Annotated in this window: 27 protein-coding genes and 1 pseudogene; 13 read left to right on the forward strand and 15 right to left on the reverse strand. The window is 59.0% G+C overall.

Annotation, left to right across the window (positions count from 1 at the left end; translation table 11 throughout):
- Nucleotides 1-117 precede the first annotated feature (117 nt).
- Both C8K63_RS30475 and C8K63_RS15085 read right to left on the reverse strand, forming a co-directional pair.
- On the reverse strand, nt 118-285 hold the full coding sequence (locus C8K63_RS30475) for a hypothetical protein (protein WP_177413278.1): 168 nt from the start codon (nt 283-285) through the stop codon (nt 118-120).
- A gap of 37 nt (nt 286-322) precedes the next feature.
- Nucleotides 323-625 (reverse strand): DUF1883 domain-containing protein, encoded by a 303-nt coding sequence (locus C8K63_RS15085; protein WP_108217427.1) that lies wholly within the window; start codon nt 623-625, stop codon nt 323-325.
- 201 nt (nt 626-826) lie between these two features.
- Between C8K63_RS15085 and C8K63_RS15090 the strand changes: the two genes are divergently transcribed.
- Complete coding sequence (locus C8K63_RS15090; protein ID WP_108217428.1) at nt 827-1,183, forward strand: hypothetical protein; 357 nt, start codon at nt 827-829, stop codon at nt 1,181-1,183.
- Nucleotides 1,184-1,255: 72 nt separating this feature from the next.
- Nucleotides 1,256-1,486: a hypothetical protein gene (locus C8K63_RS15095; protein ID WP_108217429.1), complete on the forward strand. Its 231-nt coding sequence runs from the start codon at nt 1,256-1,258 to the stop codon at nt 1,484-1,486.
- Nucleotides 1,487-1,497: 11 nt separating this feature from the next.
- On the opposite strand, the gene C8K63_RS15100 is transcribed toward C8K63_RS15095, so the two are convergent.
- Nucleotides 1,498-1,779, reverse strand: coding sequence for a hypothetical protein (locus C8K63_RS15100; protein ID WP_108217430.1), 282 nt, complete (start codon nt 1,777-1,779; stop codon nt 1,498-1,500).
- Between the two features lie 137 nt (nt 1,780-1,916).
- On the reverse strand, nt 1,917-2,105 hold the full coding sequence (locus C8K63_RS15105) for a hypothetical protein (RefSeq protein WP_108217431.1): 189 nt from the start codon (nt 2,103-2,105) through the stop codon (nt 1,917-1,919).
- A gap of 272 nt (nt 2,106-2,377) precedes the next feature.
- On the opposite strand from C8K63_RS15105, the gene galU reads away from it, so the two are divergent.
- Nucleotides 2,378-3,217, forward strand: a complete 840-nt coding sequence (galU, locus tag C8K63_RS15110) for a UTP--glucose-1-phosphate uridylyltransferase GalU (RefSeq protein ID WP_093220174.1) — start codon at nt 2,378-2,380, stop codon at nt 3,215-3,217.
- 130 nt (nt 3,218-3,347) lie between these two features.
- The gene (gene gorA, locus C8K63_RS15115) at nt 3,348-4,706 is read left to right on the forward strand and encodes a glutathione-disulfide reductase (protein WP_108217432.1); all 1,359 of its coding nucleotides are present in this window, start codon (nt 3,348-3,350) and stop codon (nt 4,704-4,706) included.
- On the opposite strand, the gene C8K63_RS15120 is transcribed toward gorA, so the two are convergent.
- Together C8K63_RS15120 and C8K63_RS30855 are read right to left on the reverse strand one after the other, a co-directional pair.
- Nucleotides 4,703-5,713, reverse strand: coding sequence for a DNA-binding protein (locus tag C8K63_RS15120; RefSeq protein WP_108217433.1), 1,011 nt, complete (start codon nt 5,711-5,713; stop codon nt 4,703-4,705). The genes gorA and C8K63_RS15120 overlap by 4 nt on opposite strands.
- 160 nt (nt 5,714-5,873) lie before the next feature.
- Nucleotides 5,874-5,957: pseudogene (locus tag C8K63_RS30855) on the reverse strand (outer membrane lipoprotein carrier protein LolA); the annotation flags it as partial.
- A gap of 47 nt (nt 5,958-6,004) precedes the next feature.
- Between C8K63_RS30855 and C8K63_RS15125 the strand changes: the two are divergent.
- The 3 genes from C8K63_RS15125 (at nt 6,005) to ahpF (ending at nt 9,347) form a co-directional block, all read left to right on the forward strand.
- The gene (locus C8K63_RS15125) at nt 6,005-6,943 is read left to right on the forward strand and encodes a site-specific integrase (RefSeq protein WP_108217434.1); all 939 of its coding nucleotides are present in this window, start codon (nt 6,005-6,007) and stop codon (nt 6,941-6,943) included.
- Nucleotides 6,944-7,081: 138 nt separating this feature from the next.
- Nucleotides 7,082-7,645, forward strand: a complete 564-nt coding sequence (gene ahpC, locus C8K63_RS15130) for an alkyl hydroperoxide reductase subunit C (protein WP_007975937.1) — start codon at nt 7,082-7,084, stop codon at nt 7,643-7,645.
- Between the two features lie 139 nt (nt 7,646-7,784).
- The gene (ahpF, locus tag C8K63_RS15135) at nt 7,785-9,347 is read left to right on the forward strand and encodes an alkyl hydroperoxide reductase subunit F (protein ID WP_108217435.1); all 1,563 of its coding nucleotides are present in this window, start codon (nt 7,785-7,787) and stop codon (nt 9,345-9,347) included.
- A 162-nt stretch (nt 9,348-9,509) separates the two neighbouring features.
- Here ahpF and gloA read toward each other — a convergent pair whose 3' ends face one another.
- Nucleotides 9,510-10,031 (reverse strand): lactoylglutathione lyase, encoded by a 522-nt coding sequence (gene gloA, locus C8K63_RS15140; RefSeq protein WP_108217436.1) that lies wholly within the window; start codon nt 10,029-10,031, stop codon nt 9,510-9,512.
- A 144-nt stretch (nt 10,032-10,175) separates the two neighbouring features.
- Here gloA and C8K63_RS15145 point away from each other — a divergent pair, with 144 nt between their 5' ends.
- Nucleotides 10,176-10,694, forward strand: a complete 519-nt coding sequence (locus C8K63_RS15145; protein WP_108217437.1) for a DUF4946 domain-containing protein — start codon at nt 10,176-10,178, stop codon at nt 10,692-10,694.
- Between the two features lie 163 nt (nt 10,695-10,857).
- Here C8K63_RS15145 and C8K63_RS15150 read toward each other — a convergent pair whose 3' ends face one another.
- The 3 genes from C8K63_RS15150 to C8K63_RS15160 all read right to left on the reverse strand — a co-directional run bounded on the left by C8K63_RS15150 (nt 10,858) and on the right by C8K63_RS15160 (nt 13,974).
- Nucleotides 10,858-11,223 (reverse strand): histone-like nucleoid-structuring protein, MvaT/MvaU family, encoded by a 366-nt coding sequence (locus tag C8K63_RS15150; RefSeq protein WP_008051761.1) that lies wholly within the window; start codon nt 11,221-11,223, stop codon nt 10,858-10,860.
- Nucleotides 11,224-11,456: 233 nt separating this feature from the next.
- Entirely contained in the window at nt 11,457-12,989 is a 1,533-nt protein-coding gene (locus tag C8K63_RS15155; protein ID WP_108217438.1) for an EAL domain-containing protein, read from the reverse strand.
- Nucleotides 12,990-13,101: 112 nt separating this feature from the next.
- A complete protein-coding gene (locus C8K63_RS15160) occupies nt 13,102-13,974 on the reverse strand; it encodes a LysR family transcriptional regulator (RefSeq protein ID WP_108217439.1) in 873 nt (290 codons plus the stop codon).
- 78 nt (nt 13,975-14,052) lie between these two features.
- Here C8K63_RS15160 and C8K63_RS15165 point away from each other — a divergent pair, with 78 nt between their 5' ends.
- Complete coding sequence (locus tag C8K63_RS15165) at nt 14,053-15,009, forward strand: DMT family transporter (RefSeq protein WP_108217440.1); 957 nt, start codon at nt 14,053-14,055, stop codon at nt 15,007-15,009.
- 250 nt (nt 15,010-15,259) lie between these two features.
- Nucleotides 15,260-16,336, forward strand: coding sequence for a 4-hydroxyphenylpyruvate dioxygenase (gene hppD / locus C8K63_RS15170; RefSeq protein WP_095966635.1), 1,077 nt, complete (start codon nt 15,260-15,262; stop codon nt 16,334-16,336).
- Nucleotides 16,337-16,400: 64 nt separating this feature from the next.
- Here hppD and rarD read toward each other — a convergent pair whose 3' ends face one another.
- The 3 genes from rarD to C8K63_RS15185 form a co-directional block, all read right to left on the reverse strand.
- The gene (gene rarD / locus C8K63_RS15175; RefSeq protein ID WP_108217441.1) at nt 16,401-17,282 is read right to left on the reverse strand and encodes an EamA family transporter RarD; all 882 of its coding nucleotides are present in this window, start codon (nt 17,280-17,282) and stop codon (nt 16,401-16,403) included.
- 187 nt (nt 17,283-17,469) lie between these two features.
- Nucleotides 17,470-18,483: an aldo/keto reductase gene (locus C8K63_RS15180; RefSeq protein WP_108217442.1), complete on the reverse strand. Its 1,014-nt coding sequence runs from the start codon at nt 18,481-18,483 to the stop codon at nt 17,470-17,472.
- Nucleotides 18,484-18,690: 207 nt separating this feature from the next.
- A complete protein-coding gene (locus C8K63_RS15185; RefSeq protein ID WP_108217443.1) occupies nt 18,691-20,001 on the reverse strand; it encodes an MFS transporter in 1,311 nt (436 codons plus the stop codon).
- A 170-nt stretch (nt 20,002-20,171) separates the two neighbouring features.
- Between C8K63_RS15185 and C8K63_RS15190 the strand changes: the two genes are divergently transcribed.
- The 3 genes from C8K63_RS15190 to C8K63_RS15200 all read left to right on the forward strand — a co-directional run bounded on the left by C8K63_RS15190 (nt 20,172) and on the right by C8K63_RS15200 (nt 23,864).
- Complete coding sequence (locus C8K63_RS15190; RefSeq protein WP_108217444.1) at nt 20,172-21,305, forward strand: sugar diacid recognition domain-containing protein; 1,134 nt, start codon at nt 20,172-20,174, stop codon at nt 21,303-21,305.
- A gap of 110 nt (nt 21,306-21,415) precedes the next feature.
- Entirely contained in the window at nt 21,416-22,558 is a 1,143-nt protein-coding gene (locus C8K63_RS15195) for a glycerate kinase (RefSeq protein WP_108217445.1), read from the forward strand.
- Between the two features lie 118 nt (nt 22,559-22,676).
- Nucleotides 22,677-23,864, forward strand: a complete 1,188-nt coding sequence (locus C8K63_RS15200) for a pyridoxal phosphate-dependent aminotransferase (protein WP_108217446.1) — start codon at nt 22,677-22,679, stop codon at nt 23,862-23,864.
- A 113-nt stretch (nt 23,865-23,977) separates the two neighbouring features.
- On the opposite strand, the gene C8K63_RS15205 is transcribed toward C8K63_RS15200, so the two are convergent.
- Together C8K63_RS15205 and C8K63_RS15210 are read right to left on the reverse strand one after the other, a co-directional pair.
- Complete coding sequence (locus tag C8K63_RS15205) at nt 23,978-24,955, reverse strand: D-glycerate dehydrogenase (RefSeq protein WP_108217447.1); 978 nt, start codon at nt 24,953-24,955, stop codon at nt 23,978-23,980.
- Nucleotides 24,956-24,976: 21 nt separating this feature from the next.
- Nucleotides 24,977-26,275, reverse strand: coding sequence for an MFS transporter (locus C8K63_RS15210; protein WP_108217448.1), 1,299 nt, complete (start codon nt 26,273-26,275; stop codon nt 24,977-24,979).
- Nucleotides 26,276-26,346 lie beyond the last annotated feature (71 nt).

The following is a 26,346-nucleotide window of genomic DNA, read 5'->3' on the forward strand; positions in this document are numbered from 1 at the left end:
TGCCGGGCCTCTTGTTGTTGAGGTCGCCAGTCTGCAAGACAAGGATGAAGCAGGCACTCCGCTGCTTGCGGTCGAATTGCGAGTGGGAGCTGACGTCCATTGTCGCTCCGGATCGCGTTACAGCGCTTTGCTGACGCTGATTTCGCTGATGACGTCGTCCTGTCCATGAATGGCATCCAGCGCCGCTTTGGCTTCTTCCAGGGTGCCGTTTTCAAGCTGGGCAAACTCGAAGCGGCGCTCACCGTTGAGTTTGTATTTGATGACGTACTTGGTCGTTTGGGCCACGGTTGTCTCTGCCTGTCTGGTGTTTCGGGTTCGCTGATCAGCTCAGTTTCGTGCTGGAACGGCGAATGATTTTGATCGAGTGGGTCAGGGTGGGTTTGCGCGTCACGCTGATAGCGCGGCGGTTGACGGTGTCGATCGTGATGTTCCAGAAACCGGTGCTCGGGGCCGTGATGCGGGCCGGGAACGTGTCGAATGCGCCGCCGTGATAGGTGTGACGGCCGCCATTCTTGAAGCTGCGGAAGTTGGCGTCGTTCATCAAGCGGATGTTGCACATTTGGGAGCATTGAATGACGACGATGTCGTCTTCATTGAGGTGCTCGCGCTGATGGATATATTTCATGAGGCGCCTCCAGAAGGGCTTTTTCTACAAAATCAAAACGATAGCATGGGCGATTGGCGCAGTTTATCAGCCCGAAGGCCTTATTATCCGGCCACTTTGACAATTAAAAACGCTAATTTCACGCTTGATGAGCGATAAAGCAGTTTGTCTCGGAGAAAAAACGCATCTGCGCTGTCCGACCCTCTTTATCGGAGGTTTTGTATGAAGTGGGGTTTTTTGGTTCTTTCGCTGGCGGTATTGGTGAGTGGTTGTGCGAACGTCTCGGAAATCAACGAGTCGCTGCCGACCATGAACGTGATTTCTGGCAAGAAGCCCCATGAATATGCGCAATGCCTGAGCGAAAAACTGGCCGACAGTCGTGGCGCCTTGCAAATCGAGCCGCACAAGGATGGGGTGCGTGTCATCGTGCCACTCAAGTATTCCTCGGGCCCGTCTGCCGTATTCGACATTGAAGAGCGTTCGGGTGGCAGCAGCATCAAGCTGCACGAGAGCATGTCCAATGTCCCGGTGCGTCCAATGGACGTACAGAATGCTGCCAACGCGTGCATTTCCGGCTGATAGACTGTCGACGATCAGCACCGATGCCGCCAAAGCCCTGCTTTGGCGGCATCGTCATTTATGGAGTCGAACATGAAGCGAGAGCAGGTCCGGGAGCGCCATGCAGAGGGTTTGATCTCTGCCACTCATGTGATTCAGAATCCGGCGGAGCTGGGGGAATGGATCGTGTTTTTCAAGAAAAGCGCCGGGCGCAGCTATTTCCTGGTGGATGACAATGATGAAGTCGAGTCTTTCAGCCGCCTTGATGATCTGATCGATACCCTGCGCGGGCTTGGCATCAAATTCGCTGAAATTCATCTGTAGGGCGCGGCGCCTTACTTGCAGATCACTACGACATTGCGGCTCTTGTAGTTGCCGATGTCGGCGCCGAGGGTCTTGTCGCTCTCATCGAGCGAGGGCGTGCCATCGGTTCCGACAATCTTGTAGCCGGTGCCGGCACAGGACGCATCGGCCTTTTCGTAGCACGCAGCCCAGGAATTGGCTTCCCCGGAGCAATCAATCGACAGGCCTTTTTCTCCGTTGCCCAGGTAGGTTTCTTTCGACGTTGCGCAGCCGCTCAGGACCAGTATTGCAATCAGGGGCAAAAATTTCTTCATGGAGTGGTCGTCGTCAGGGGGGTGGGCTAACGCTGAGACAGCGTCATACGCAAAAGGTTATAGCCAAGGGCCACGACTTTCGCATGCGCTCACAAAAAAGCCCTGCGCAATGGCAGGGCTTTCACCTTGGACGTCGATCAGTTCTTGTCCTTGACGCGTCGCTTGGGCTCCGGGTGCTCAAGCTCCAGCACCGAGGCCACTTCGATTGCCAGGGCTTCGGAAGGGAAAGGTCCGGCGATATTTTCACCGGTGACACTGGCAACCCACCATTGACCGTCTTTCACCTGATTGATCAGGAATCCGTTGACGCTTTTTGCTTCCGACATCTATTTGCCTCGTTGTCTGGTCCAATCGCGCCATGATACCGCCAAACGCACTCAACGGGTGCCGATGGGCGTATGGTGCTTCGTTGCGGGCGGTTGAATGCCGTGCAATTGTGCAAGTCTGTGCTATGCATAAGGGCTTGCGCAGGGAACTATCGGCAAGATTATTTCTCTATGTTGGCATCGGTTGGCCAGCGCGGGGGCATTGTAAGGTGCACGCCGCCTGATTAGACTGCGCCGAAACTCGTACACGCACAGCCCTTACAAGGACTTATATGATCAAGAAATGCTTGTTCCCAGCAGCCGGCTACGGCACTCGCTTCCTGCCAGCGACTAAAGCCATGCCCAAAGAAATGCTGCCGGTGGTGAACAAGCCACTGATCCAGTACGGCGTTGAAGAAGCACTGGACGCTGGCTTGAACGAAATCTCCATCGTCACCGGTCGCGGCAAACGCGCCCTGGAAGACCACTTCGACATCAGCTACGAGCTGGAAAACCAGATCAAGGGCACCGACAAGGAAAAATACCTGGTTGGCATCCGCCGCCTGTTGGATGAGTGCTCGTTCTCCTACACTCGCCAGACTGAAATGAAAGGTTTGGGCCATGCGATCCTGACCGGTCGTCCGCTGATCGGCGACGAGCCGTTCGCCGTGGTACTGGCGGATGACCTGTGCGTCAACCTGGAAGGTGACGGCGTACTCAAGCAGATGGTCAAGCTGTACAAGCAGTATCGCTGCACCATCGTCGCGATCATGGAAGTCGACCCGCAAGAAACCAGCAAGTACGGTGTGATTGCCGGCGACCTGATTGGTGACGACCTGTACCGCGTGCGCAACATGGTCGAGAAGCCAAAGCCGGAAGATGCCCCGTCGAACCTGGCGATCATCGGTCGTTACATCATGACGCCGGACATCTTCAGCCTGATCGAACAAACCGACCCAGGCAAAGGTGGCGAGATCCAGATCACTGACGCCCTGATGAAACAGGCGCAGGATGGTTGCGTGATTGCCTACAAGTTCAAGGGCAAGCGTTTCGACTGCGGTGGCGCCGAAGGCTACATCGACGCGACCAACTTCTGCTTCGAGAACTTCTACAAGACGGGCAAGGCTTATTGATAGCCGGCAACCTGTTTGTATTGAAAAGCCACCTTCGGGTGGCTTTTTCATTTTCCGGCCTCATATCGTGTGCAGCGCTTGCCCCGCAAATGTCTGCGGGTATGCTGGTCACCTGCCGAGGAGATTGAAAATGGCCTACGATTTTGACCTTTATGTGATTGGTGCCGGTTCTGGCGGTGTGCGGGCGGCGCGGTTTGCTGCCGGGTTCGGCGCGAAAGTGGCCGTGGCCGAGAGCCGCTACCTGGGCGGCACCTGTGTAAACGTCGGCTGCGTGCCGAAAAAATTGCTGGTCTATGGTGCGCACTTTGCCGAAGACTTCGAGCAGGCATCCGGTTTTGGCTGGAGCCTGGATGAAGCGCAGTTCGACTGGCCGACATTGATCGCCAACAAGGACCGCGAGATCAATCGCCTCAATGGCATTTATCGCAACTTGCTGGTCAACAGCGGCGTAACCCTGCATGAAGGTCATGCGAAGATCGTCGATCCGCATCAGGTCGAGATCAATGGCGAGCGCTTTACTGCCAAAAATATCCTGATCGCTACCGGCGGCTGGCCGCAGATTCCGGAGATCCCGGGGCACGAGCATGCCATCAGTTCCAACCAGGCGTTCTTCCTTAAAGCGCTGCCCAAGCGAGTGTTGGTGGTGGGCGGTGGCTACATTGCGGTCGAGTTTGCCGGGATCTTCCACGGTTTGGGTGCGCAGACCACGCTGTTGTATCGCGGCGAATTGTTCCTGCGCGGCTTCGACGGTTCCGTGCGCAAACATTTGCAGGAAGAGTTGACCAAGCGCGGCATGGATCTGCAATTCAACGCGGACATCGAGCGCATCGACAAGCAGGTCGACGGCAGTCTGAAAGTCACGCTCAAGGATGGTCGCCAACTGGAAGCCGATTGCGTGTTCTACGCCACGGGGCGTCGTCCGATGCTGGACAATCTCGGGCTGGAAAACACCGGGGTCAAACTCGACAGGAAAGGCTTCGTTGAGGTCGATGAGCAGTATCAGACCGCCGAGCCGTCGATCCTGGCGCTGGGCGATGTGATCGGCCGCGTTCAGCTGACACCGGTGGCCCTGGCTGAAGGCATGGCGGTGGCGCGACGCTTGTTCAAGCCCGAGCAGTATCGTCCGGTGGATTACAAGATGATCCCGACGGCGGTGTTCAGCCTGCCTAACATCGGCACCGTCGGTCTGACGGAAGAAGAGGCCCGCGAAGCCGGCCACGACGTGGAGGTCTTCGAAAGCCGCTTCCGGCCGATGAAGCTGACCCTGACTGAATGCCAGGAGCGCACGCTGATGAAGCTGGTGGTGGACGCCAGTACCGACAAGGTCTTGGGTTGCCACATGGTCGGCCCGGACGCCGGTGAAATCGTCCAGGGCCTGGCGATTGCCTTGAAGGCCGGCGCCACCAAGCGCCACTTCGACGAAACCATCGGCGTGCACCCGACGGCCGCCGAAGAGTTCGTCACCATGCGTACGCCGCTCGCCGGTTAATCGTCCTTCGCTGCGTCTGCCGCTGCCGCAAGGGTCGCGGCCAGACGTACGCGTTCTTCCAGGTCCGTGCGGGTCTTGGCCAGATCCATTTCCAGTGACCTGTTGAGCTGCGACTGCTCATCGACGTTCTGTTTGAGTGCCTGGCTTTCCAGCAGGGCGACGCGCAGGCGTTCCTGGAGGAGGGTGCGCTCGCCGTCGACGCGAGTGGTCTGTTCCAGCAACTGATCCTGGCGGGTATTGCTTTGCTTGAGCTGTTCTTGCAGCAGGCTCAGCTCTCGCAGTGTGCCGCGGTTCTCAGTCAGCAGGCGTTCATTGTCGCGGTGCAACTGGGTGATTTCATCCTGGCGTACCAGCGCGCTTTGTTGGGCCTGGCGCAGTTCCATCTGTAGCTGTTGCACCTGGCCTTCGTGGCGACTGATTTCCTGTTCGCGCTGTTCCTTGACCGCATTGCGGTAGTGCTCCAGCGCGTCGCGAGTGTGCAGGTGTTTTTCTTCAAGGGAGCGGATCTGCTCTTCCTTGTCCTTCAAGCGCAATTCGAAATCGGCCAGCGCCTGGTTCAGCCCGGCGTTGCGGGTTTGCTCCGTTTGCAGCATGGCGCGGGTTTCGTGCAGGGCTTCGGATTCCTGGGTCAGCGCCAGGCTTTGAAATTCGTATTGCTGGTGCAGTTCGCTGTTGGCTTTTTGCGCTTCGCCGAGCTGGTGTTCCAGCGTCTTGCGTTGTTCTTCGTACTGCGTGCGCGCCTGATCGATTGGTTCTTGCGCCTGCTCCTTGAGCCGTTGTGCGAGCCGCGCCACCAGCGCCATCAGTTCGTCGTCGATCGGTTCGGACGGCGCTTCGACAGGTTCAAACCTGTCATCGAGCTCCTTGAGATAACGATGGATCGTGGTTTTCGAGCCGGTATTGCCCATCTCGATGCGTACGGCATCGATGCTGGGGTTTTCGCCGCGGGCGAGGATCGCCAACCGAGCGGCTTGAACCACCGCTTTATTTACACCACCGCGTGCCATGAGATCTCCCGGGTTTTGATTATGTGGTACGTACCACGTAAATACACATTGTACCATTCAATTGGTAAAGTTAGACACTGAATGCTATTAACACGGGATATACTGGTATTACCCCATGTGAGCGAAGTTTCGAAGTATTCCTCGCGCTAATTCCGTACACAAACCCTGTAGGAGCGAGCTTGCTCGCGAAAAACCTTAGAGCGCTGCGTGCATACAGGCATCCAGCGTCATCGTTAACGATCATCGCGAGCGAGCTCGCTCCTACAGTCGGTCAAAACAGGTTCATTTCCTATGAGCGATCTGGATCGCTATCTGCAGGCTGCGACACGCGACAACACCCGTCGCAGCTATCGCGCGGCCATCGAACACTTTGAGGTGACATGGGGTGGTTTTCTGCCGGCCACCGGCGACAGCGTGGCGCGCTATCTGGTGGCCCATGCCGGTGTGTTGTCGATCAACACGCTGAAACTGCGTTTGTCGGCATTGGCGCAGTGGCACAACAGCCAGGGTTTTGCCGATCCCACCAAGGCGCCGGTGGTGCGTAAGGTGTTCAAGGGCATTCGCGCGCTGCACCCGGCCCAGGAAAAACAAGCCGAACCCTTGCAGCTTCGGCATCTGGAGCAGGTGGTCAGTTGTCTGGAGCTAGAAGTGCAAACCGCCAGGGCCGAAGGCGATCGACCGGGTTTGCTGCGGGCCAGGCGCGACATGGCGTTGATTCTGCTGGGCTTCTGGCGCGGCTTTCGCAGTGACGAGTTGTGCCGGCTTCAGGTTGAACACGTTCAGGCCAGCACCGGTTCCGGCATCAGCCTCTATTTGCCGCGCAGCAAGAGTGATCGCGACAACCTCGGCAAGACCTATCAGACGCCGGCCTTGCAACGCTTGTGTCCGGTGCAGGCTTATATCGACTGGATTACCGAGGCGGCACTGGTGCGTGGACCGGTGTTCCGCGGCATCGACCGTTGGGGGCATTTGGGTGAGGAGGGATTGCACGCCAACAGTGTGATTCCGTTATTGCGTCAGGCGCTGGCGCGGGCGGGTATCGCCAGTGAGCTTTACACCAGTCACTCCTTGCGTCGCGGGTTTGCCACCTGGGCGCATCAAAGTGGCTGGGATCTGAAGTCGCTGATGAGCTATGTGGGCTGGAAGGACATGAAGTCGGCCATGCGTTACATCGAAGCCAGTCCGTTCCTCGGCATGGCGCGCCTCACGGAAAAGCCCGTGTCGCCCTAGATACCGTTTTCTTCTATTAATACAGCTGGCTAATAGCGAAAGCCAATCAGCAGGATCAGGTTTGCCAATGAGCCTTGCGTTCGTCGAGTGGGTAAAGTTCTCTCCATCAACTTCTTAACCCCTGACGGAGAGTCAACGATGCCTATCATCAACAGCCAAGTTAAACCGTTCAAAGCTGACGCATTCAAAAATGGCGACTTCGTAAAAGTCTCGGACGCTGACCTCAAAGGCAAGTGGTCTGTGGTGTTCTTCTACCCGGCCGACTTCACCTTCGTTTGCCCGACCGAGCTGGAAGACCTGGCTGACAACTACGACGCATTCCAGAAGCTGGGCGTCGAGATCTACAGCGTTTCCACCGATACCCACTTTGCCCACGCTGCCTGGCACAACACTTCGCCAGCCATCGGCAAGATCCAGTACACCATGATCGGCGACCCGACCCACGCTATCTCCCGTAACTTCGACGTGCTGATCGAAGAAGCAGGCCTGGCTGACCGCGGCACCTTCGTGATCAACCCGGAAGGCCAGATCAAGATCGTTGAACTGAACGACGGCGGTGTAGGCCGTGACGCTTCCGAACTGCTGCGCAAAATCAAGGCGGCCCAGTACGTCGCTGCCCACCCTGGCCAGGTTTGCCCAGCCAAGTGGAAAGAAGGCGAGGCCACTCTGGCGCCGTCCCTGGACCTGGTCGGCAAGATCTAAGTCTGTGATCGCTTCATCAGGGCGGAACTCCGCACCTACCCAGTAAGCTGCACCGCCCAATAAAAACGCCCGGGCGAGATTCGCTCGGGCGTTTTTTTATGCCTGCTTTATATGAAACAGCAAAAAGGAAATCGCCCGTATGTTGGACGCCAATCTTAAAGCCCAGTTGAAATCGTACCTGGAGCGGGTCACTCAGCCGATCGAGATCGTTGCATCCCTCGACGACGGTGCGAAATCCCAGGAAATGCTCGAACTGTTGAAAGACGTTGCCGGTCTTTCCACCCGGATTACCTTGCTCGATAACGGCGATGATGCACGCAAGCCGTCGTTCTCGATCAATCGCCCCGGGGCCGATATCAGTCTGCGTTTCGCCGGCATCCCGATGGGCCATGAATTCACCTCCTTGGTACTGGCCTTGCTGCAAGTCGGCGGTCACCCGTCAAAAGCCAGTGCCGAAGTGATCGAACAGATCCGCTCGCTCAAAGGCGAATTCAGCTTCGAGACCTACTTCTCGCTGTCCTGCCAGAACTGCCCTGACGTGGTCCAGGCGCTGAACCTGATGGCAGTACTGAACCCGAACATTCGCCACGTCGCGATCGACGGCGCGCTGTTCCAGGCCGAAGTCGATGAGCGCCAGATCATGGCGGTGCCAAGCATCTACCTCAATGGCGAGAATTTCGGTCAGGGCCGTATGGGCCTGGAAGAAATCCTCGCCAAAATCGACACCAGCGGCATCGAACGCCAAGCCGAGAAAATCAGCGCCAGGCAAGCCTTTGATGTGCTGGTGGTCGGTGGTGGCCCGGCCGGTGCCTCGGCGGCAATCTACGCGGCCCGTAAAGGCATTCGCACCGGTGTCGCGGCGGAACGTTTTGGTGGACAGGTGCTGGACACCATGGCCATCGAAAACTTCATCTCGGTGAAGGAAACCGAAGGGCCGAAACTGGCCGTGGCCCTGGAAGAACACGTCAAGCAGTACGACGTCGACATCATGAACCTGCAGCGCGCCGACAAGCTGATTCCTGGCAAAAACGGCGAACTGCATGAAGTCCACTTCGCCAGTGGCGCATCGTTAAAAGCCAAAACCTTGATTCTGGCGACCGGTGCACGGTGGCGTGAGATGAACGTGCCGGGCGAGCAGCAATACCGCAACAAAGGCGTGGCGTACTGCCCGCACTGCGACGGCCCACTGTTCAAGGGCAAGCGCGTGGCGGTGATTGGCGGCGGTAACTCCGGCGTCGAAGCGGCCATCGACCTGGCCGGTATTGTGTCCCATGTCACACTGCTGGAGTTCGATGTGCAGTTGCGTGCCGATGCGGTATTGCAGCGCAAGTTGCACAGCTTGCCGAACGTCACCGTGATCACCAGTGCTCAAACCACTGAAGTCACCGGCGACGGTCAGAAGGTCAACGGCCTGCGCTACAAGGATCGTCAGAACGACGAATTACGTAACGTGGAACTGGAAGGGATCTTTGTGCAGATCGGTCTGCTGCCCAACACCGATTGGCTCAAAGGCACCATTGAGTTGTCACCCCGTGGCGAGATCATCGTCGATGCTCGCGGTGAAACCTCGGTGCCGGGTGTGTTCGCCGCCGGCGACGTGACCACCGTGCCATACAAGCAAATCGTGATCGCGGTGGGCGAGGGCGCCAAGGCTTCCCTGAGTGCCTTCGATCACTTGATCCGCACTTCTGCCCCGGCATAAACCCCGGCGCTGAAAACACAAAACCCCATGAATGATCATGGGTTTTTTTTGTCTTGCACGTTACTTATGTAGGAGCGAGCTCGCTCGCGATGGTCGTCAGCGATAACGCTGGTGGGCAGGTGCCCCGCGGTGTTCTCAGGTTTATCGCGAGCAAGCTCGCTCCTACAGTGGTGCTGGCTGAATGATCTCGACCCAGTAGGCGTCCGGGTCCTTGATGAATGCCAGGCTCTTCATGCGACCATCGCTCAAGCGTTTCTGGAAATCGCAGCCCAGTGCTTCAAAGCGCTCGCAGGCGGCGACGATGTCCGGTACCGAGATGCAGATATGGCCGAAACCACGGGGGTCGGTGTTGCCATTATGGTAGGCGAAATCCGGGTCGTTCTCGGTGCCATGGTTGTGGGTCAGCTCCAGAACGCCGGGGATCGATTTCATCCACTCGGTGCGCGTGGCAGCATCGGCCGGGATCTGGTTTTTGTCGACCAGCGCCAGGAAATACAGGCTGAACTCGGCTTCCGGGAAGTCGCGTTTTTCCACCAGCGTAAAGCCCAGAATGCGTGTGTAGAAATCCAGGGACCTGGTGATGTCCTTGACCCGCAGCATGGTGTGGTTGAAGACAAACTTCTGCGTGGCGGCGTCCGGTTGGGCGGTGACGCCGGGGAAGGTGTTCAATTCGTGCAGGCTCATGGGCCCTCCGGGAAATATGTGGGCTAACGAATGGCGGCAATGATACGCAAGGGCTCGGACATCACCAAACCCAAACAGTCGGCTATTGCCTGACGGCCGGCCTGGGCCCAGACTTTACGGCTTGATCCGTGAGTGCCCAGTGCAATGATTAGATTCCATAAACTGCTGTTCATTCTGTTAAGCGTGCTTTCGGTGGCTGGCGCTGCGCATGCCGATGCGCCAGTAGTGACCTGGCCGGAAGGTTGGCAGGTCGAAGTCGTGCCTGAATCGGCGTCGGGGGTGAGTCGCCAGCGGGCGGTCAAAAATGATCAGAATGGATCGCCGCTCATGGTGATGGAGCTGACCATGAGTCCGGTGCAAAGCGATCACCAGGTAAACCTCGAAGGCGTATTGCTGGAGATGCGCAAGTCAGTTCAAAAAGACTTCTTTCAGGGCGGGTATCAAAGTGTCTGCACGCGAATTCATGCGACTACGTTGAGTCGACTGGCCGCGCTGGAAACAACCTGTACCGTCACGCAAAACGGCAGGCATGTGCTTTCCCAAACATTGGTGGCCGCGGTGGATGCCGATAAGGCCTATGTTCTTTCCTACGCCGGGCAGGCCGAGGCTTATAAGGCGAGCCAGGATGAAATAGACGCTGCCCGTAACAGCTTGAAACTTTAGTAAGCGACAGTGCTTTTTCGATGCATGAAGAAAATTTTAGATATCCAAATGGATTAAGCACAAAGTTGTTGGCAGTCAGGTAGTTGTCTGGTATCCGCCCCGGGCATTTAGATAGCTCATGAAAAAGCCCTGCATAAGCAGGGCTTTTTTGTCGCCGCGAGAATTAGCCGCGCAGCCAGGAATCAACGGTGGCTGCACCGTACTGTTCTTTCCAGGCTTTCAGACCGCGGTGGTTGCCGCCCTTGGTTTCAATCAGCTCGCCGGTGTGCGGGTTCTGATAAACCTTGACCACGCGGGCGCGGCGGGTTTTAGGTGCTGCTGCCTGCAGCAGGCCGGATTTTGCCGGGTTGGGATCGAGAATGGCGATGATGTCGCGCAGGCTCTTGCCATAGGTTTTCATCAAGCCCTGGAGCTTCTCTTCGAATTCGATTTCTTTCTTGAGCCCGGCATCGTTCTTCAGGGATTCCAACTGCTTGAGCTGTTCTTGAAGGGCCTTTTCGGCTGCACGAAATTCAGCGAGTCTGGACAATATCTTTACTCCAATAGTGTGTTTGGCTGATACCAACCGCAAACAAAGCTATAAGCCAAGAGCCTTGTAGCGACTCGGTGATAGTGGCTCACCTGTCAATTTAGCGCAGGCATGTAAAATTGTAGTAGTTAATTGGCCAAGAGTAAATCCTGTCTTTTTTTTCATGTAACGGCAGTAGTGTTTTGATTCAAATTGGTGCGTGTCATCGTTGTTTTGTCGGTTAAATTCGCGAGTTAACGGTTGCTTAATGCACTAATGAATTCCGCGCCGGGCATGGGTTTGCCGAAAAGATAACCTTGCAGGAAGTTGACTTGATGAGCACTCAGGTAATCACTCTGTTCACGGGTTTCGACACCTTCGGCCACCAGGGCAAGGTCGAGCTTGACCGCCAGTTCGATGATGCTGTCGAGGATGTGGCTGGAGAGTGTGTCGATGCCGATCATGGCGACAAAACTCTGGTCGATTTTCAGGAAATCGACATTGAACTGCCGCAGGTAGCCAAGGCTTGAGTGGCCTGTGCCGAAATCATCGATGGCGATTTTCACGCCCAGTTCGCGAAGTTGCTCGAACAGTTGCAGGGTGATGGCCGTGGGCTCGATCAGTTCGCGCTCGGTCAGTTCCAGCACCAGATGGATCGAGTCCGGCTCGAACGCATCGAGAAACTCGCGACAGTCTTTGACCAGCTCCAGGTCCTGACAATGGCTGGCGGTGATATTGATGCCAATGTGAAACGGTTTGTTGAATCCGGCGGATTGCGGGGCGAGCAGGGCGGCGGTTTGTCGCATCAGCGAGCGGGTCATCGGTACGATCAGCCCGGAGTGCTCGGCAAACGGGATGAACAGGTCCGGACGCACCAGACCTTCCTTCGGATGTTTCCAGCGCATCAGCACTTCCGCGCCGGACCAGCTTTTGCTGTCGCCATGCACCACGGGCTGGAAATACGGAATGAATTCTTGAGCTTCCAGTGCCCGTTGCATTTCCTGGGTGGGTGCCGATGAGCGTTTTTGCAGGAAGTGACCGATTGACCCGGCAATCACACCGAAGAAAATCAGCAAGCTGAACAATGGTGGGTATTCGTTTCGCATGTATCGCCAGGTTTCGCCTTCGGGAAAGCCGGCTTCCACGGCAAACGCATAGTGCCGGGAGGCCAATCGACTTTGCGCAACGGGCAGGTCCGGCGCGGCGCCCCTGTGAACCTTGCCGTCGGCGGCTATCCAGTCCGGGCCTACTTGCAGCAAGAGCAAGGTCTTGCGGCCGATCATACGCAGAATATGACTCAAGTGATGACCATAGAGGGTCGTCAGTGCACCTTTTTTTCCTTCGCTCAGGCGGTACACCAGCAAGGCGGTGTCGGGCGTTACCGGATTGCCGTTCATGAGCTGTAACGCGCCCCGGGTGTAGTCACCGGGGTTGACCTTCTCCTGGTATTCGCCGAACAGAGAACTGCAATAGAGGTTGTCGTTCCACACCAGATTGGTTGAACTCACGAATGGGCGCCGAGTGACCTGCTCGCGCAGGGCCAGACTGACGTCAGCGCAACTTTGGCCCGCCAGTGGCAGCAGTTCATGAGCGGCCTGGGCGCTGTTGTCGAGCATCAAGTCGAACTGGCGAATCGCTTCTTCGGCGGTTTGTTCGGCGTTGTGTTTGAGCGCACGCCCTGCTTGCATGTAAAGAATGGCGGCCCCCAGCAGCACCGGGAGCAATCCACTGATCAGGGTGACAGCCATTCGTGCGCTGCGACTGCGGGTTTTGGCTTTTAGCGGCATTCGCGAATCCTGTCACGAAGAAGTAAGGCTCTCAAAGGCTGGCAGGGCAAAACGCCTCCCATGAAGAGTTCGGGTACGGGCCATGATAGTTGGCCCTTGGCGGTTATGCCGCTCAACGCCAGTCAAGGCTTGCGGCCAGTTTGATAAAGGCCAGCGTCGCGGGTGACGCCTGGCGTCGATCGAGCACCGCCAGGCCGACCTGGCGCAACACTGCCGGCGACAGCGGTTTTTTCACACAGCGGCCGTCAATTTGATTGGGCAATGAACCTTCGGCAACTACCGTCACCCCGTCGCCACGAGCGACGACATCCAGGGTACTCATCAACTGCGAGCAGCGATAACGGATGTTGGGCGTCAGTCGGGCCGCTGAGAACAGGCGTGAAACCAGCTCCGAAGAACCGGCCTCGGTCAGCACAAACGGGAAATCGCACAGGTCCTTCAGGTTCAGGCTGTCGTGAACCGCCAGCGGGTGGTCGGCGGGCAGCAGCGCGACCATCTGGTCTTCGATCAACGCGACCGTGTCGAAACGCTCCTCGGGCAACACCACAAAGCCGATGTCGATCCGTCGTTCCTCCAGCCACTGGAGCACCTGGCGGTCGGGGCCTTCGTCGATATGCACCTCTATGCCGGGATGGGCAGCGCGGAACTGCTGCAGAATCAACGGCAGCAATTTGATCGATGAGGTCGGGCCGAAGGAGCCGATGCGCAGCGTGCCGCGTTTCATGCCCCTTGCATCGGCCGCTTCCTGGCGCAGGGTGTTGGCCAGGCCGAGCATCGTTCGGGCGCGCAGCAATAACTGCTGGCCAATGTCGCTTTGCTCGACCCGGGATTGATGGCGGCGCAACAGCTCGACACCCAACTCCAGTTCCAGGGACTTCAAGGCATGGGACACCGCCGATTGGGAAATACCCAGGCGATTGGCTGCTGCCGTGAAGCCTTGGAGTTCGGCCACGAGGGAGAAAATCTCCAGTTGAGTGAGGGTCATGAGTGTTTGCTCATTTTACGATGACTGGGTATTAGCCAAATGATACGTCATCTTTCCAATATCCGGTCCTGGAATCTAATGACGATCTGCGAGCAAACCCTGTCAAAACCCTCGGATCTGCCGGTGTATCTGAAACTGGCGGCGGTCACCATGGTGTGGGGCGGCACCTTCGTCGCCGGGCGCTATCTGGCCGGCGGCCTCAGCCCGTTATTGGCGGCCAGCCTACGGTTTCTGCTGGCCAGCGTGGCGTTGCTGCTGTTTATACGCATGGCGCGGACGCCGCTGGTCCGGCCCAGCCCCCGGCAATGGCTGCAATTGTTGTTGCTTGGCTTTTTCGGGATCTTTTTCTACAACTTGTGCTTCTTTTACGGCCTGCATTACATCAACGCCTCACGGGCGTCCTTGATCGTGGCGCTGAATCCGGCGGTGATCGGCCTGGCTTCCTGGCTGCTGTTCAAGGAGCGCTTGACCCGGGCCAAGGTCGTCGGCATTGCGATCTGCATGGCAGGCGCGAGCATGGTGATCGTCAGTCGTGACCCGCAACTACTGGCTGGCGGTGTCGGTGCGGGTGCGGGGGCCTGGCTCGGCGACTTGCTGATTTTTGGTTGCGTCCTCGGTTGGGGTATCTACTCGCTGTTCTCCAGGGAACTGAACCACAGCCTGGGACCGGTGCAAACCGTGACCTGGTCGATCCTGCTGGGCACCGTCATGCTCTGGATCACCTGCATTGTGCGCGGTGAGGTGAGTGTCGCCGCGATCGCTCAACTCGGTGCGCAGCAATGGATGAGCCTTTTGTACTTGGGCGTGCTGGGGTCGGCGCTGGCTTACATCGCCTACTACGACGGCATCCGCAAAATCGGCGCGACACGTTCCGGGGTGTTCATTGCCTTGAACCCGCTGACGGCGGTTCTCCTTGGCGCGCTGCTGCTGGACGAGCCGCTGACGCTGGCCATGTGTCTGGGCGGCGGGCTGATTCTGGCGGGGATTTTCCTGTGCAATAAACCCCTTGCACGAGCAGGGAAAAAGGGGATTTGATACAGAAGGCGGACAAATTGATTTACGCTGTGTAGAATCGGGTTACGCATACAATAATAATCGTCTTCTGGCAGCAGAAGCCTCGCCCGCAAGAGCCTTGGGTCGACAATGAAGATATTCGGGTTTCAACTGATCTACGGTGACTTTCTCGCCCGCAGCGTGCGGGGCATCTCCTGTGCGCCACCCACCGGTCTCAGCATTGCTTACAACTAACCTTTGTTAATTGATAAAGAATGATGAGGCGCCGACCATGGCAGATTTATACGAAAACCCAATGGGCCTGATGGGCTTTGAATTCATCGAGCTCGCATCGCCAACCCCGAACACCCTGGAGCCGATCTTCGAGATCATGGGCTTCACCAAGGTGGCGACCCACCGTTCCAAGGACGTGCACCTGTATCGCCAGGGCGCGATCAACCTGATCCTCAACAACGAACCCCACAGTGTGGCCTCGTACTTTGCGGCCGAGCACGGCCCGTCGGTGTGCGGCATGGCGTTCCGCGTCAAGGATTCGCAAAAGGCCTACAAGCGCGCCCTGGAACTCGGTGCCCAGCCGATCCACATCGAAACCGGCCCGATGGAGCTGAACCTTCCGGCGATCAAAGGCATCGGTGGTGCGCCGCTGTACCTGATCGACCGTTTCGGCGAGGGCAGCTCGATCTATGACATCGACTTCGTGTTCATCGAAGGCGTTGACCGCCATCCGGTCGGTGCCGGCCTGAAGATCATCGATCACCTGACCCACAACGTGTACCGCGGTCGCATGGCCTACTGGGCCAACTTCTACGAGAAATTGTTCAACTTCCGCGAAATCCGCTACTTCGACATCAAGGGCGAATACACCGGCCTGACCTCCAAGGCCATGACCGCGCCCGATGGCATGATCCGCATTCCGTTGAACGAAGAATCGTCCAAGGGCGCCGGGCAGATCGAAGAGTTCCTGATGCAGTTCAACGGCGAGGGTATCCAGCACGTTGCGTTCCTGTCCGATGACCTGATCAAGACCTGGGACCACCTGAAAAGCATCGGCATGCGCTTCATGACCGCGCCGCCGGAGACCTACTACGAGATGCTCGAAGGCCGTCTGCCGAACCACGGCGAGCCGGTCGGTGAACTGCAAGCGCGGGGCATTTTGCTGGACGGTTCGTCCGAGTCGGGCGACAAGCGCCTGCTGCTGCAGATCTTCTCGGAAACCCTGATGGGACCGGTGTTCTTCGAATTCATCCAGCGCAAGGGCGACGACGGTTTCGGCGAAGGCAATTTCAAGGCACTGTTCGAATCCATCGAGCGTGACCAGGTGCGTCGTGGTGTTCTCTCCACCGACTAATCTGTTGACGCTGTAAAAAACTGTGGGAGCGAGCCTGCTCGCTCCCACAGTTTTGTGTGTGTGCTTAAGGCCTGCGCTGCCGCACCAAATGCTTGAACCCTTCGAACATCAGCACCAGCACGGCCATCCAGATCGGGATGTAGGTCAGCCATTCGCCGGACTTGATGCTCTCTCCCAGCAGCAATGCCACTCCCAGCAGCAACACCGGTTCGACGTAGCTCAACAAGCCGAACAGGCTGAACGGCAGCAGGCGGCTGGCAATGATGTAGACCACCAGCGCCGACGCACTGATTACGCCGAGCAGCGGGATCAACAGCGACAACCAGGGATGCTGGTCAAACACAGCGAAACCTTGTGCGCCACTCTGGATGAACCAGAGCGCCACCGGCAGCGTCAATGCCATGTCCAGCCACAAGCCGCCGAGATTGTCCGACGCCAGCCGTTTGCGCAGGATGAAGTAGGCCGGATAGCCAATGCAGACCAGCAAGGTCGCCCAGGAAAAACCACCGACCTGATACACCTCGTTGATCACGCCCAGGCAGGCGAACACCACGGCGATTTTTTGCAGATAAGACAGGCGTTCGCCGTAGGCCAGGCGGCCGGTCAAGACCATGGTCAGCGGCAGCAGGAAATAGCCCAGTGATACGTCGAGGCTGTAGCCATTGAGCGGCGCCCACATGAACAGCCACAGTTGCACGCCGAGCAGGGCAGAGGAGGCGATCAGTGCACCCATCAGTTTCGGGTTGGCAATGGCGCGCCGAACGATCTCCAGCACGCGCTTCCACTCGCCGGACGCCACCATGAACACGGTCATGCACGGCACGGTCAGCAGCATGCGCCAACCGAAGATTTCCACGCCGCTCAAGGGGGTGAGCAGCGACGTGTAGTAATACATGACGGCAAAAAGCACCGAGGCTGAAACTGACAGAGCGATACCTTTAGACAAGCTGTCCTCGCAAGGTTGAAGGTGAAACGGGGGTGGAGGATACGTGGTTTTTCAGACGAATATTGACCGATCAATCAACACTGTCCAACTGTAGGAGCGAGCCTGCTCGCGATGGTGTGTCAGTTGACATCTATGTAGCTGACCCACCATCGCGAGCAAGCTCGCTCCTACAGTGGTTTTGTGATTTTCAGTTATTGCGCGGATTACGCCCCGACACAAAATGGCTCACATCATTGAACCCCGGTGTCGACGCATGCCCCGGCGTCACCAGCGAATCGATGAATGCCTCGTCCTCGGCCGTGATCCTCACCGCCTGCGCCTTAGTGTAGGCGTCCCACTGCGCTTCGGTACGCGGCCCGACAATGGCCGAGGTGACGGCGCTGTTGTTCAGCACCCAGGCAATCGCGAACTCGACGATGCCGACGCCGCGGCCTTGGGTGTACTGCTGGATTTGCTGGGCGATGTGCAGGGACTCGACGCGCCATTCTGTTTCCAGGATGCGTTTATCCTGACGTCCGGCACGGCTGTTGGCGTCCGGTTTCACATCAGGCGCGTATTTGCCGCTGAGCACCCCGCGCGCCAGCGGGCTGTAAGGCACCACGCCCAGACCGTAGTTTTGCGCCGCCGTGATCTGCTCGGTTTCAGCCTGGCGGTTGACGATGTTGTACAGCGGCTGGCTGATCACCGGCCGGTCAACGCCAAGTTTGTCGGCCACGCGAATGACTTCGGCGATGCGCCAGCCACGGTAGTTCGACAGGCCCCAATAGCGGATCTTGCCCTGGCGAATCAGATCGCCGATGGCCGAGATCGTGACTTCCAGCGGCGTGTTGTGGTCTTCGCGATGCAGATAATAGATGTCGAGGTAATCGGTGCCCAGGCGCGTCAGGCTGGCATCGATGCCGTTGAACAGGTGTTTGCGGCTCAGGCCGCTGCGGTTGGGGACGCCGTCCATGGGGCCGAAGCCGACCTTGGTCGCCAGCACCCATTCATGGCGACGGCTGGCGATGGCCTCGCCGACGATTTCTTCGGAACGGCCGTTGGTGTAGACGTCGGCGGTGTCGATGAAATTGATGCCCTGGTCCCAGGCCTTGTCGATGATCCGCAGGGAATCTTCGGTGCTGGTCTGTTCGCCGAACATCATGGTGCCCAGGGTCAGGGTGGACACCTGCAGACCCGAATGACCCAGCGTGCGATAGCTCATGAGCAAATCCTTTTACCAGTGGGAAAGGCTCAATCAGATACCAGAACGATCGCCGGGAGCAAACGCAAATCTCAAACACACTCGAATCAAACTGTAGGAGCGAGCCTGCTCGCGAAGAACTTCAGGACACCACGTTTATCCAGGATAAACGCGTTATCGTTGACGTCCATCGCGAGCAGGCTCGCTCCTACAGTGGTCAGGTGGTGGTCAGGCGCGCAGGGTACGGGTCATGCGCAACGCCAACAGACTGCCGCAGACAATCACGCCCGCCAGCAGATACAGCGCCGCATCGGTCGAACCGGTGCTGTCCTTGACCCAGCCCACCAGGTACGGGCTGAGGAAGCCGGCCATCTGGCCCATCGAGTTGATCAGCGCCAGGCCACCCGCCGCAGCGCCGGCACTGAGCAGCGCGGTCGGCACCGGCCAGAACATCGGCAGGCCGGTGAGGGCGCCCATGGTGGCGATGGTCAGGCCGAGAATCGCGATGGCCGGGTTGGCGGCGAAGTTCACCGCAATCAGCAGCCCCAGCGCGCCCATCAACATCGGCACCACCAAGTGCCAGCGGCGTTCTTTGCGCAGGTCCGCCGAACGGCCAATCATCAGCATGAAAACGGCGGCTAGCAGGTACGGAATCGCACTGAGCCAGCCGATCACCAGGTTATCGCTGAAGCCCAGGTTCTTGATAATCGACGGCAACCAGAAGTTGATCGCGTACACGCCACTCTGGATGCAGAAGTAGATCAGGCCGAAAGCCCAGATCGCCGGGTTCTTGAACACCGCCAGCAGTGAATCGGACGTGGTTTTCGGTTTGTTGGCCAGATCGATAGCGTGGTCGGCTTCCAGTACCGAGCGCTCGAACGGGGTCAGCCATTTGGCATTGGCGTAACTGTCGCTGAGCAGGAAGTAAGCCAGCGCACCGAGGATCACGGTTGGAATGCCTTGCATCAGGAACATCCACTGCCAGCCGGCGAGACCGCCCTGGCCTGCGCCGAAGTGGTTGAGAATCCAGCCGGAGAACGGGCTGCCGAGCAAACCGGATACCGGGATCGCCGACATGAACAGCGCCATGATGCGGCCACGGCGGAAGGTCGGGAACCACTGCGAGAGATACAGCACCACGCCCGGGAAGAAACCGGCTTCGGCAGCGCCGGTGAACAGGCGCAAGGTGTAGAACTCGGTCGGGCTGGTGACGAACAGCAGGCAGGTCGACAACGTGCCCCAGGTGATCATCATCAGTGCAATCCAGCGCCGTGGGCCGAATTTGGTCAGGGCCAGGTTGCTTGGCACACCGCACAGCACGTAACCGATAAAGAAGATGCCGGCACCGAGGCCGTACACGGTTTCGCTGAACTTCAGCGCGTCGAGCATCTGCAGCTTGGCAAATCCAACGTTGACCCGGTCGAGGTAGTTGAACAGGTAGCAGATGAAAATGAAGGGGATCAAACGCAGGGTGATGCGCTTGTAGACGGCGTTTTTGTCGTCAGCGATGGCGTCGGACGCTACGGCGCTCTGTGTCATGGCGGCTCTCTCTTTATTATGATTTTTTGCGATGCAAAGGGTAACGTTGATCGCCCAGAGAGTCTCGACCACCCTCAGGGTGGCTGTCTTTGTGCCTGAGCACAGGGTTTGCAACCAAGGCCTGTGCGGGTGAACAACCCGTTCCACCACCGTCTTCAAGGATCACTTGCATGTTCGAACTCGATCACGACCTGGCCCAGGACATTGTCGACCGGGCGATGGCTATCCTGCCGTACAACGTCAACGTCATGGACAGCCAGGGACTGATCCTGGGCAGCGGCGAGCCGGAGCGGGTCAACACCCGGCATGAAGGCGCGCAACTGGTCCTGGCCAACGGCCGCGTGGTGGAGATCGATGCGCAGACGGCGATTCATCTAAAGGGTGTGCAGCCGGGCATCAACCTGCCGCTGATGCTGGACCAGCGCCTGATCGGCGTCCTGGGCATCACCGGCGAACCCGAGCAACTGCGCACCTACGCCGAACTGGTGCGCATGACCGCCGAGATGCTGGTGGGCCAGCGTAACCAGCAGGCCGAACAGCAATGGCGGCGCCAGCGCTGCGATGATCTGCTGGCGTTGTTGCTCAGCGAAGCCGGGGATGCTCCGCGACTGGTCGATGAAGCGCAGCAGTTGGGCCTCAAGCCACAAATGACCCGGGTGCCGTACTTGTTCGAACTGGGCCTGGAACACGCTCCAGGGCAAACCGTCGAGGCACTCAGTGCCTGGTTGACCAGCCGTCACCCCGACAGTTGGTGCGTGAGCTCGGCCAAAACTTCATTGCTCTGGTGCCGGCCGGCCGGCCAGTCGGTCGATAACGAGCGCTTGCTGGACAAGCTCGATGGCCTTGGCTGGAACATCCTGCGTATCGCCGTGGGTGGGCAAGCCGACGGGCTGGCAGGGTTGCGCCGCTGCTATCGCCGGGTCGGTGACTTGCTGGCCTACGGACGCGAGGTGTTGCCGCGCTCCCGATTGCTGACGCTGAACCGCTATCGGCTGCCAGTGATGCTCTGGCGACACCGCAATGACGACGCCCTCGACGAATTGCTCAACCCGCTGCGCAAGGTCATTGCCAGGGACAGCAACGGCCAGTTGCTGGCGACCCTGCGCAGCTGGTGCGAACACGACGGCCAGAGCCAGGCCTGCGCCGATGCACTGGGCATTCATCGCAACAGCCTGCGTTATCGGATGGAGCGGATTGCCGAGCTGAGCGGGGTTGACCCGTTGCGCCTGGATGGGATGCTGGCGTTGTATCTCGGCGTCCAACTCCTCCCGCAAACCGACGCAGCTCCTACAGGGGAGGTGTGAATGCCGGTTTGTGGAAATGAACAATAATCCTCATCGGCGCTTGTGCAGCGGACCGGCGTTATTGTTCATGGCGGCTGGCAGCATGTGGAGATTGGAACTGGAGAATTCCCATGAAAATCGTGATCGCCCCCGATTCGTTCAAGGACAGCCTCAGCGCTCAAGGCGTGGCCGACGCCATTGCATTGGGATTGGCGCAAGTCTGGCCTGATGCCCAGCTGATCAAATGCCCGATGGCCGACGGCGGGGAAGGGACTGTCGAGTCGATTCTTGCCGCCTGCGAAGGCGAACAGCGCCGCACCGTGGTTCGCGGGCCGCTGGGTACAACGGTGGATGCCGCCTGGGGCTGGTTGCCGCAGAGCCACACCGCGATCATCGAAATGGCCGAGGCCAGCGGTTTGCAGTTGGTCCCGGTGGCGCAACGGGATGCGTGCATCAGCAGCACTTTCGGTACCGGGCAATTGATTCGCGCCGCGCTGGATGCCGGTGCTCAACGGGTGATCCTGGCGATTGGCGGCAGTGCGACCAATGACGGCGGCGCCGGTGCCATGCAAGCCCTGGGCGTGAAACTGCTGGATGCCCGGGGGCAGACGCTATCACCGGGCGGCCTCGCCCTTGGGCAATTGGCCCACGTCGATCTGAGTGACATGGATCCGCGTCTGGCGCCGGTACGCTTCGACATCGCCGCCGACGTCAACAACCCGTTGTGCGGTCCCCACGGCGCTTCGGAGATTTTCGGCCCGCAAAAAGGCGCCTCGCCGGCGCAGGTCGAACAACTGGACCGTGCCCTGGGGCACTTTGCCGACCATTGCGCGACAGCCTTGGGCAAGGATGTCCGTGACGAGCCGGGCAGTGGCGCGGCGGGTGGCCTGGGTTTTGCCGCCAAAGCGTTCCTGGGGGCGCAGTTCAAGGCCGGGGTCGAGGTGGTTGCCGAACTCGTGGGCCTGGCCGAGGCGGTTGCAGGCGCCGATCTGGTGATCACCGGGGAAGGGCGCTTCGATGCGCAAACCCTGCGCGGCAAGACGCCGTTTGGTGTGGCGCGTGTCGCCAGCCAGCAAGGCGTGCCGGTCATCGTCATTGCCGGCACCCTGGGCGACGGTTATCAGGCGCTCTATGAGCATGGCATCGACGCTGCGTTTGCCCTGGCGAGTGGGCCGATGACCCTGGACCAGGCCTGTGCCGAGGCGCCGCGCTTGCTGCGTGAGCGGGCGACCGACATCGCTCGCGTCTGGCGGATGGCCGTTCGCTGCGGCTGAGGGTTTTTCACAAAAGCCCTGATGGGAGTTTTGGCGGTGGATTTGAACGCCATGGTGGCGTGTTTCGCGATTTGAGATAGGGTTGAGGCTTGGAGCACCCGCGCGACAGGAGACAAACATGCGCTATTCAGCCTTGACCCAACGAATCGCCGGTGACGGAGCGGCGGCCTGGCAGATTCACGATCGAGCGCTGCAATTGCGCGAACAGGGTGTCGACGTCCTGCTGCTGTCAATTGGCGATCCCGACTTCGATACGCCGCAACCCATTGTCCAGGCGGCTATCGCCAGCCTGTTGGCCGGTGACACGCACTATCCTGAAGTGCGCGGCAGTCGGGGGCTGCGCGACAGCATTGCCCGCCGGCAGCGCCAACGCAGCGGTCAGGCGGTGGATGCCGGGCATGTGATCGTCTTTCCAGGCGCGCAGTGCGCGGTGTATTCGGTGGCGCAATGCCTGCTCGATCCGGGCGATGAAGTGATCGTCGCCGAGCCAATGTACGTGACCTATGAAGGTGTGATCGGCGCGTGTGCGGCCACAGTGGTCCCGGTGCCAGTGCGTCCGCAGAACGGGTTTCGCGTCGACCCGGCGGACGTCGCGGCACGGATCACGCCGAGGACTCGCGCCATCCTGCTCAATAGTCCGAACAATCCATCCGGCGCCAGTTTGTCACTGGCGATCTGGCAGGAGCTGGCGGCGCTGTGCATTCGTCACGATTTGTGGCTGATCAGCGACGAGGTCTACAGCGATCTGCTGTACGAGGGCGAGCACATCAGCCCCGCGAGCCTGCCTGGCATGGCCGAACGGACGGCGACGATCAACAGCCTGTCCAAGTCCCACGCCATGAGCGGTTGGCGGGTGGGCTGGGTGATCGGGCCCAAACCCATGGCCGGACACCTGGTCAATCTGTCGCTGAGCATGTTGTTCGGTATCCCGGATTTCGTGCAGAACGCCGCGCAGCTGGCGTTGGACCGTGACCTGCCGGAAGTGGCCTCGATGCGCGAAGAGTATCGCCAGCGTCGTGACCTGGTGTGTGCAAGTCTGGGCCAATGTCCGGGCCTCAAGCCGATTCGTCCGGATGGCGGAATGTTCGTGATGGTCGATGTACGCCAGACCGGGTTGTCGGCCCAGCGCTTCGCCGAACGGCTGCTGGAGGGCCATGGCGTCTCGGTGCTGGCCGGCGAAGCGTTCGGGCCGAGCGCGGCGGGGCATATCCGCATTGGGTTGGTGGTGGATCAGATGAAGCTGGCCGATGCCTGTCGGCGAATTGCATTGTGTGCGACAAATTTGCTGGAGGCGCGGCGGGCCTGATCGCCACAGCAAAAGATCGCAGCCTGCGGCAGCTCCAGGATTGATGTCCATCCACAAAACTGCGGTGAACCCGGTCCATGCAGGAGCTGCTGCAGGCTGCGATCTTTTGATCTTCAGTCTTTCCAAACTCCAGGATTCACCAAGTTCACAGGCCGTTCACCCGCCAGCGCCGCCAGCAGGTTGTCCACCGCACACCGGGCCATTGCCTCGCGCGTCTCATGGGTCGCCGAGCCGATGTGCGGTGTCGCCACCACGTTGTTCAACTGCAACAACGGCGAGTCCTGATTCAATGGTTCGCGTTCGAATACGTCCAGCCCCGCCGCGCGAATCTGGCCCGCGCTCAAGGCTTCTATCATTGCCATTTCGTCGACCACCTTGCCCCGGGAAATGTTGATGAAGATGCTTTCGGGCCGCATCAGCGCAAACTCCTCTGCACCGATCAGCCCTTCGGTTTCAGCGGTCAGCGGCAACGTCAGGCATATGAAATCCGCCTGTTGCAACAGCGCGGTCAGACTGCGGTACTGCGCGTTGAACCGCTGTTCCACCGCCGGTTTCGGCGAATGGCTGTGATAAATCACCGGCATGCCGAAACCGAAGTGCCCGCGCTGGGCCAGCGCCTCGCCAATGCGACCCATGCCAATGATGCCCAGGGTTTTACCGTGCACGTCGCTGCCGAAATGCGTGGGGCCGATGTTGCGGGTCCAATTGCCTTCGCGAATCATGTTTGCCAATTCCACGACGCGCCGGGCCGTTGCCAGGATCAGCGCGAAACCCGTGTCGGCGGTGGTTTCTGTCAATACATCCGGCGTGTTGCTGAGCAGGATGCGCCGCTCGGTCAGGTAGTCGACGTCGTAGTTATCGACACCCACCGAGACGCTGGCAATGGCTTGGAGGTTGGGTGCCAGATCGAGCAGTTCGGCATCCAGTTTCAGGCTGGCACCCAGCAAGCCGTGGGCGCGGGGCAGGGCATCGCGCAGTTTGCCCAGGCCCTCGGCATCAAGGCTTTCGATCAGCGTCACTTCGGTCTGCTCGTGCAGGCGAGCCATCAGCAGCGGCGAGAGTTTCTTGTACAGGACGACCTGCTTTTTCATCTTCGAGATCTCAACTTCAATTCAGGAATGTGCCGTGGCGGTGCGCGTTACCGTGGCCGCGGGCCGCTCCCGATCGCTGGCGCCGGGCTTGAGGAGAATGGTCAGCAGCACCGAGAACATCAGCGCGCCGCTCATCAACAGGTACGAGGCGGCGGGCGAGCCGGTGGAGCTGTTCAGGTAACCGACCAAATAGGAACCGCCAAAGGAACCCAGGGCGCCCATGCTGTTGATCAGCGCCATGGCGCCGCCCGCGACATTGGCCGGGAGGATCTCCGGAATGATTGCGAAGAACGGTCCGTAAGGCGCGTACATGCAGGCGCCGGCAATCACCAGCAGGGTGTAGGACCACCAGAAGTGTTCGGCACCCAAGGCGTAGGAACCATAGAAGGCAATCGAAGCAATCAGCAGTGGCGGCCAGACGAAACGTTTACGTTTTTGCAGTTTGTCCGAACCCCAGGACACCAGCAGCATGCCGATCACCGCGGCCAGGTACGGCAGCGCCGACAGCCAGCCGGCCTGAATCATGTCCATTTGCGCGCCGGCCTTGAGGATCGATGGCAGCCACAACACGAAACCGTACACGCCAATGCTCCAGCAGAAAAACTGCAGGGCCAGGATGATCACTTTGGGTGAGCGGAACGCTTCGGCGTAGTTCTTCACGGCCTTGATGCCGACCTGTTCGGCGGCCAGTGCGCTTTCCAGGTCCTGTTTTTCCTGATCGTTGAGCCACTTGGCTTGTGACGGGCGATCATCGGCCAGGCGCCACCAGATGAATGCCCACAACACCGCTGGCAAACCTTCGACGATGAACATCCAACGCCAGCTGTAGTGTTGCACCAGATAGCCCGAGACCACCGACATCCAGAGCATGGTCACCGGGTTGCCGAGGATCAGGAAGGTGTTGGCCCGCGAGCGTTCGGCGCGGGTGAACCAGTGGCACAGGTAGATCAGCATCGCCGGCATCACTGCCGCTTCGACCACGCCGAGCATGAAGCGGATGACGATCAGCCAGTAGGCGTTGGAGACGATCCCGGTCAACGTCGCCAAGCCGCCCCAGAGGATCAGGCTGACGAAAATCAGCTTCTTCACGCTGTGTTTCTGCGCGTAGATCGCGCCGGGTACCTGGAAGAAAAAGTAGCCGAGGAAGAACAGCGCGCCGAGCATCGACGACAGGCCTGGTGTGATCATCAGGTCGGCCGCCATGCCGGATGCGGCGGCGAACCCATAGTTGGCGCGATCCAGATACGCCAGGCTATAGGTGATGAACACGATGGGCATGATGTACCACCAGCGGCGGGTGGCGAGCGTTGCGGTTTTCATGGTGGTGCTCCTGAGCTTGTTGTTTTTGTCGCAGCAGGTAACGGTTTGAATCTTTAGTGACTGTGCTGGCC

It is taken from the genome of Pseudomonas sp. GV085, assembly GCF_003050925.1.
Lineage (GTDB): Bacteria > Pseudomonadota > Gammaproteobacteria > Pseudomonadales > Pseudomonadaceae > Aquipseudomonas.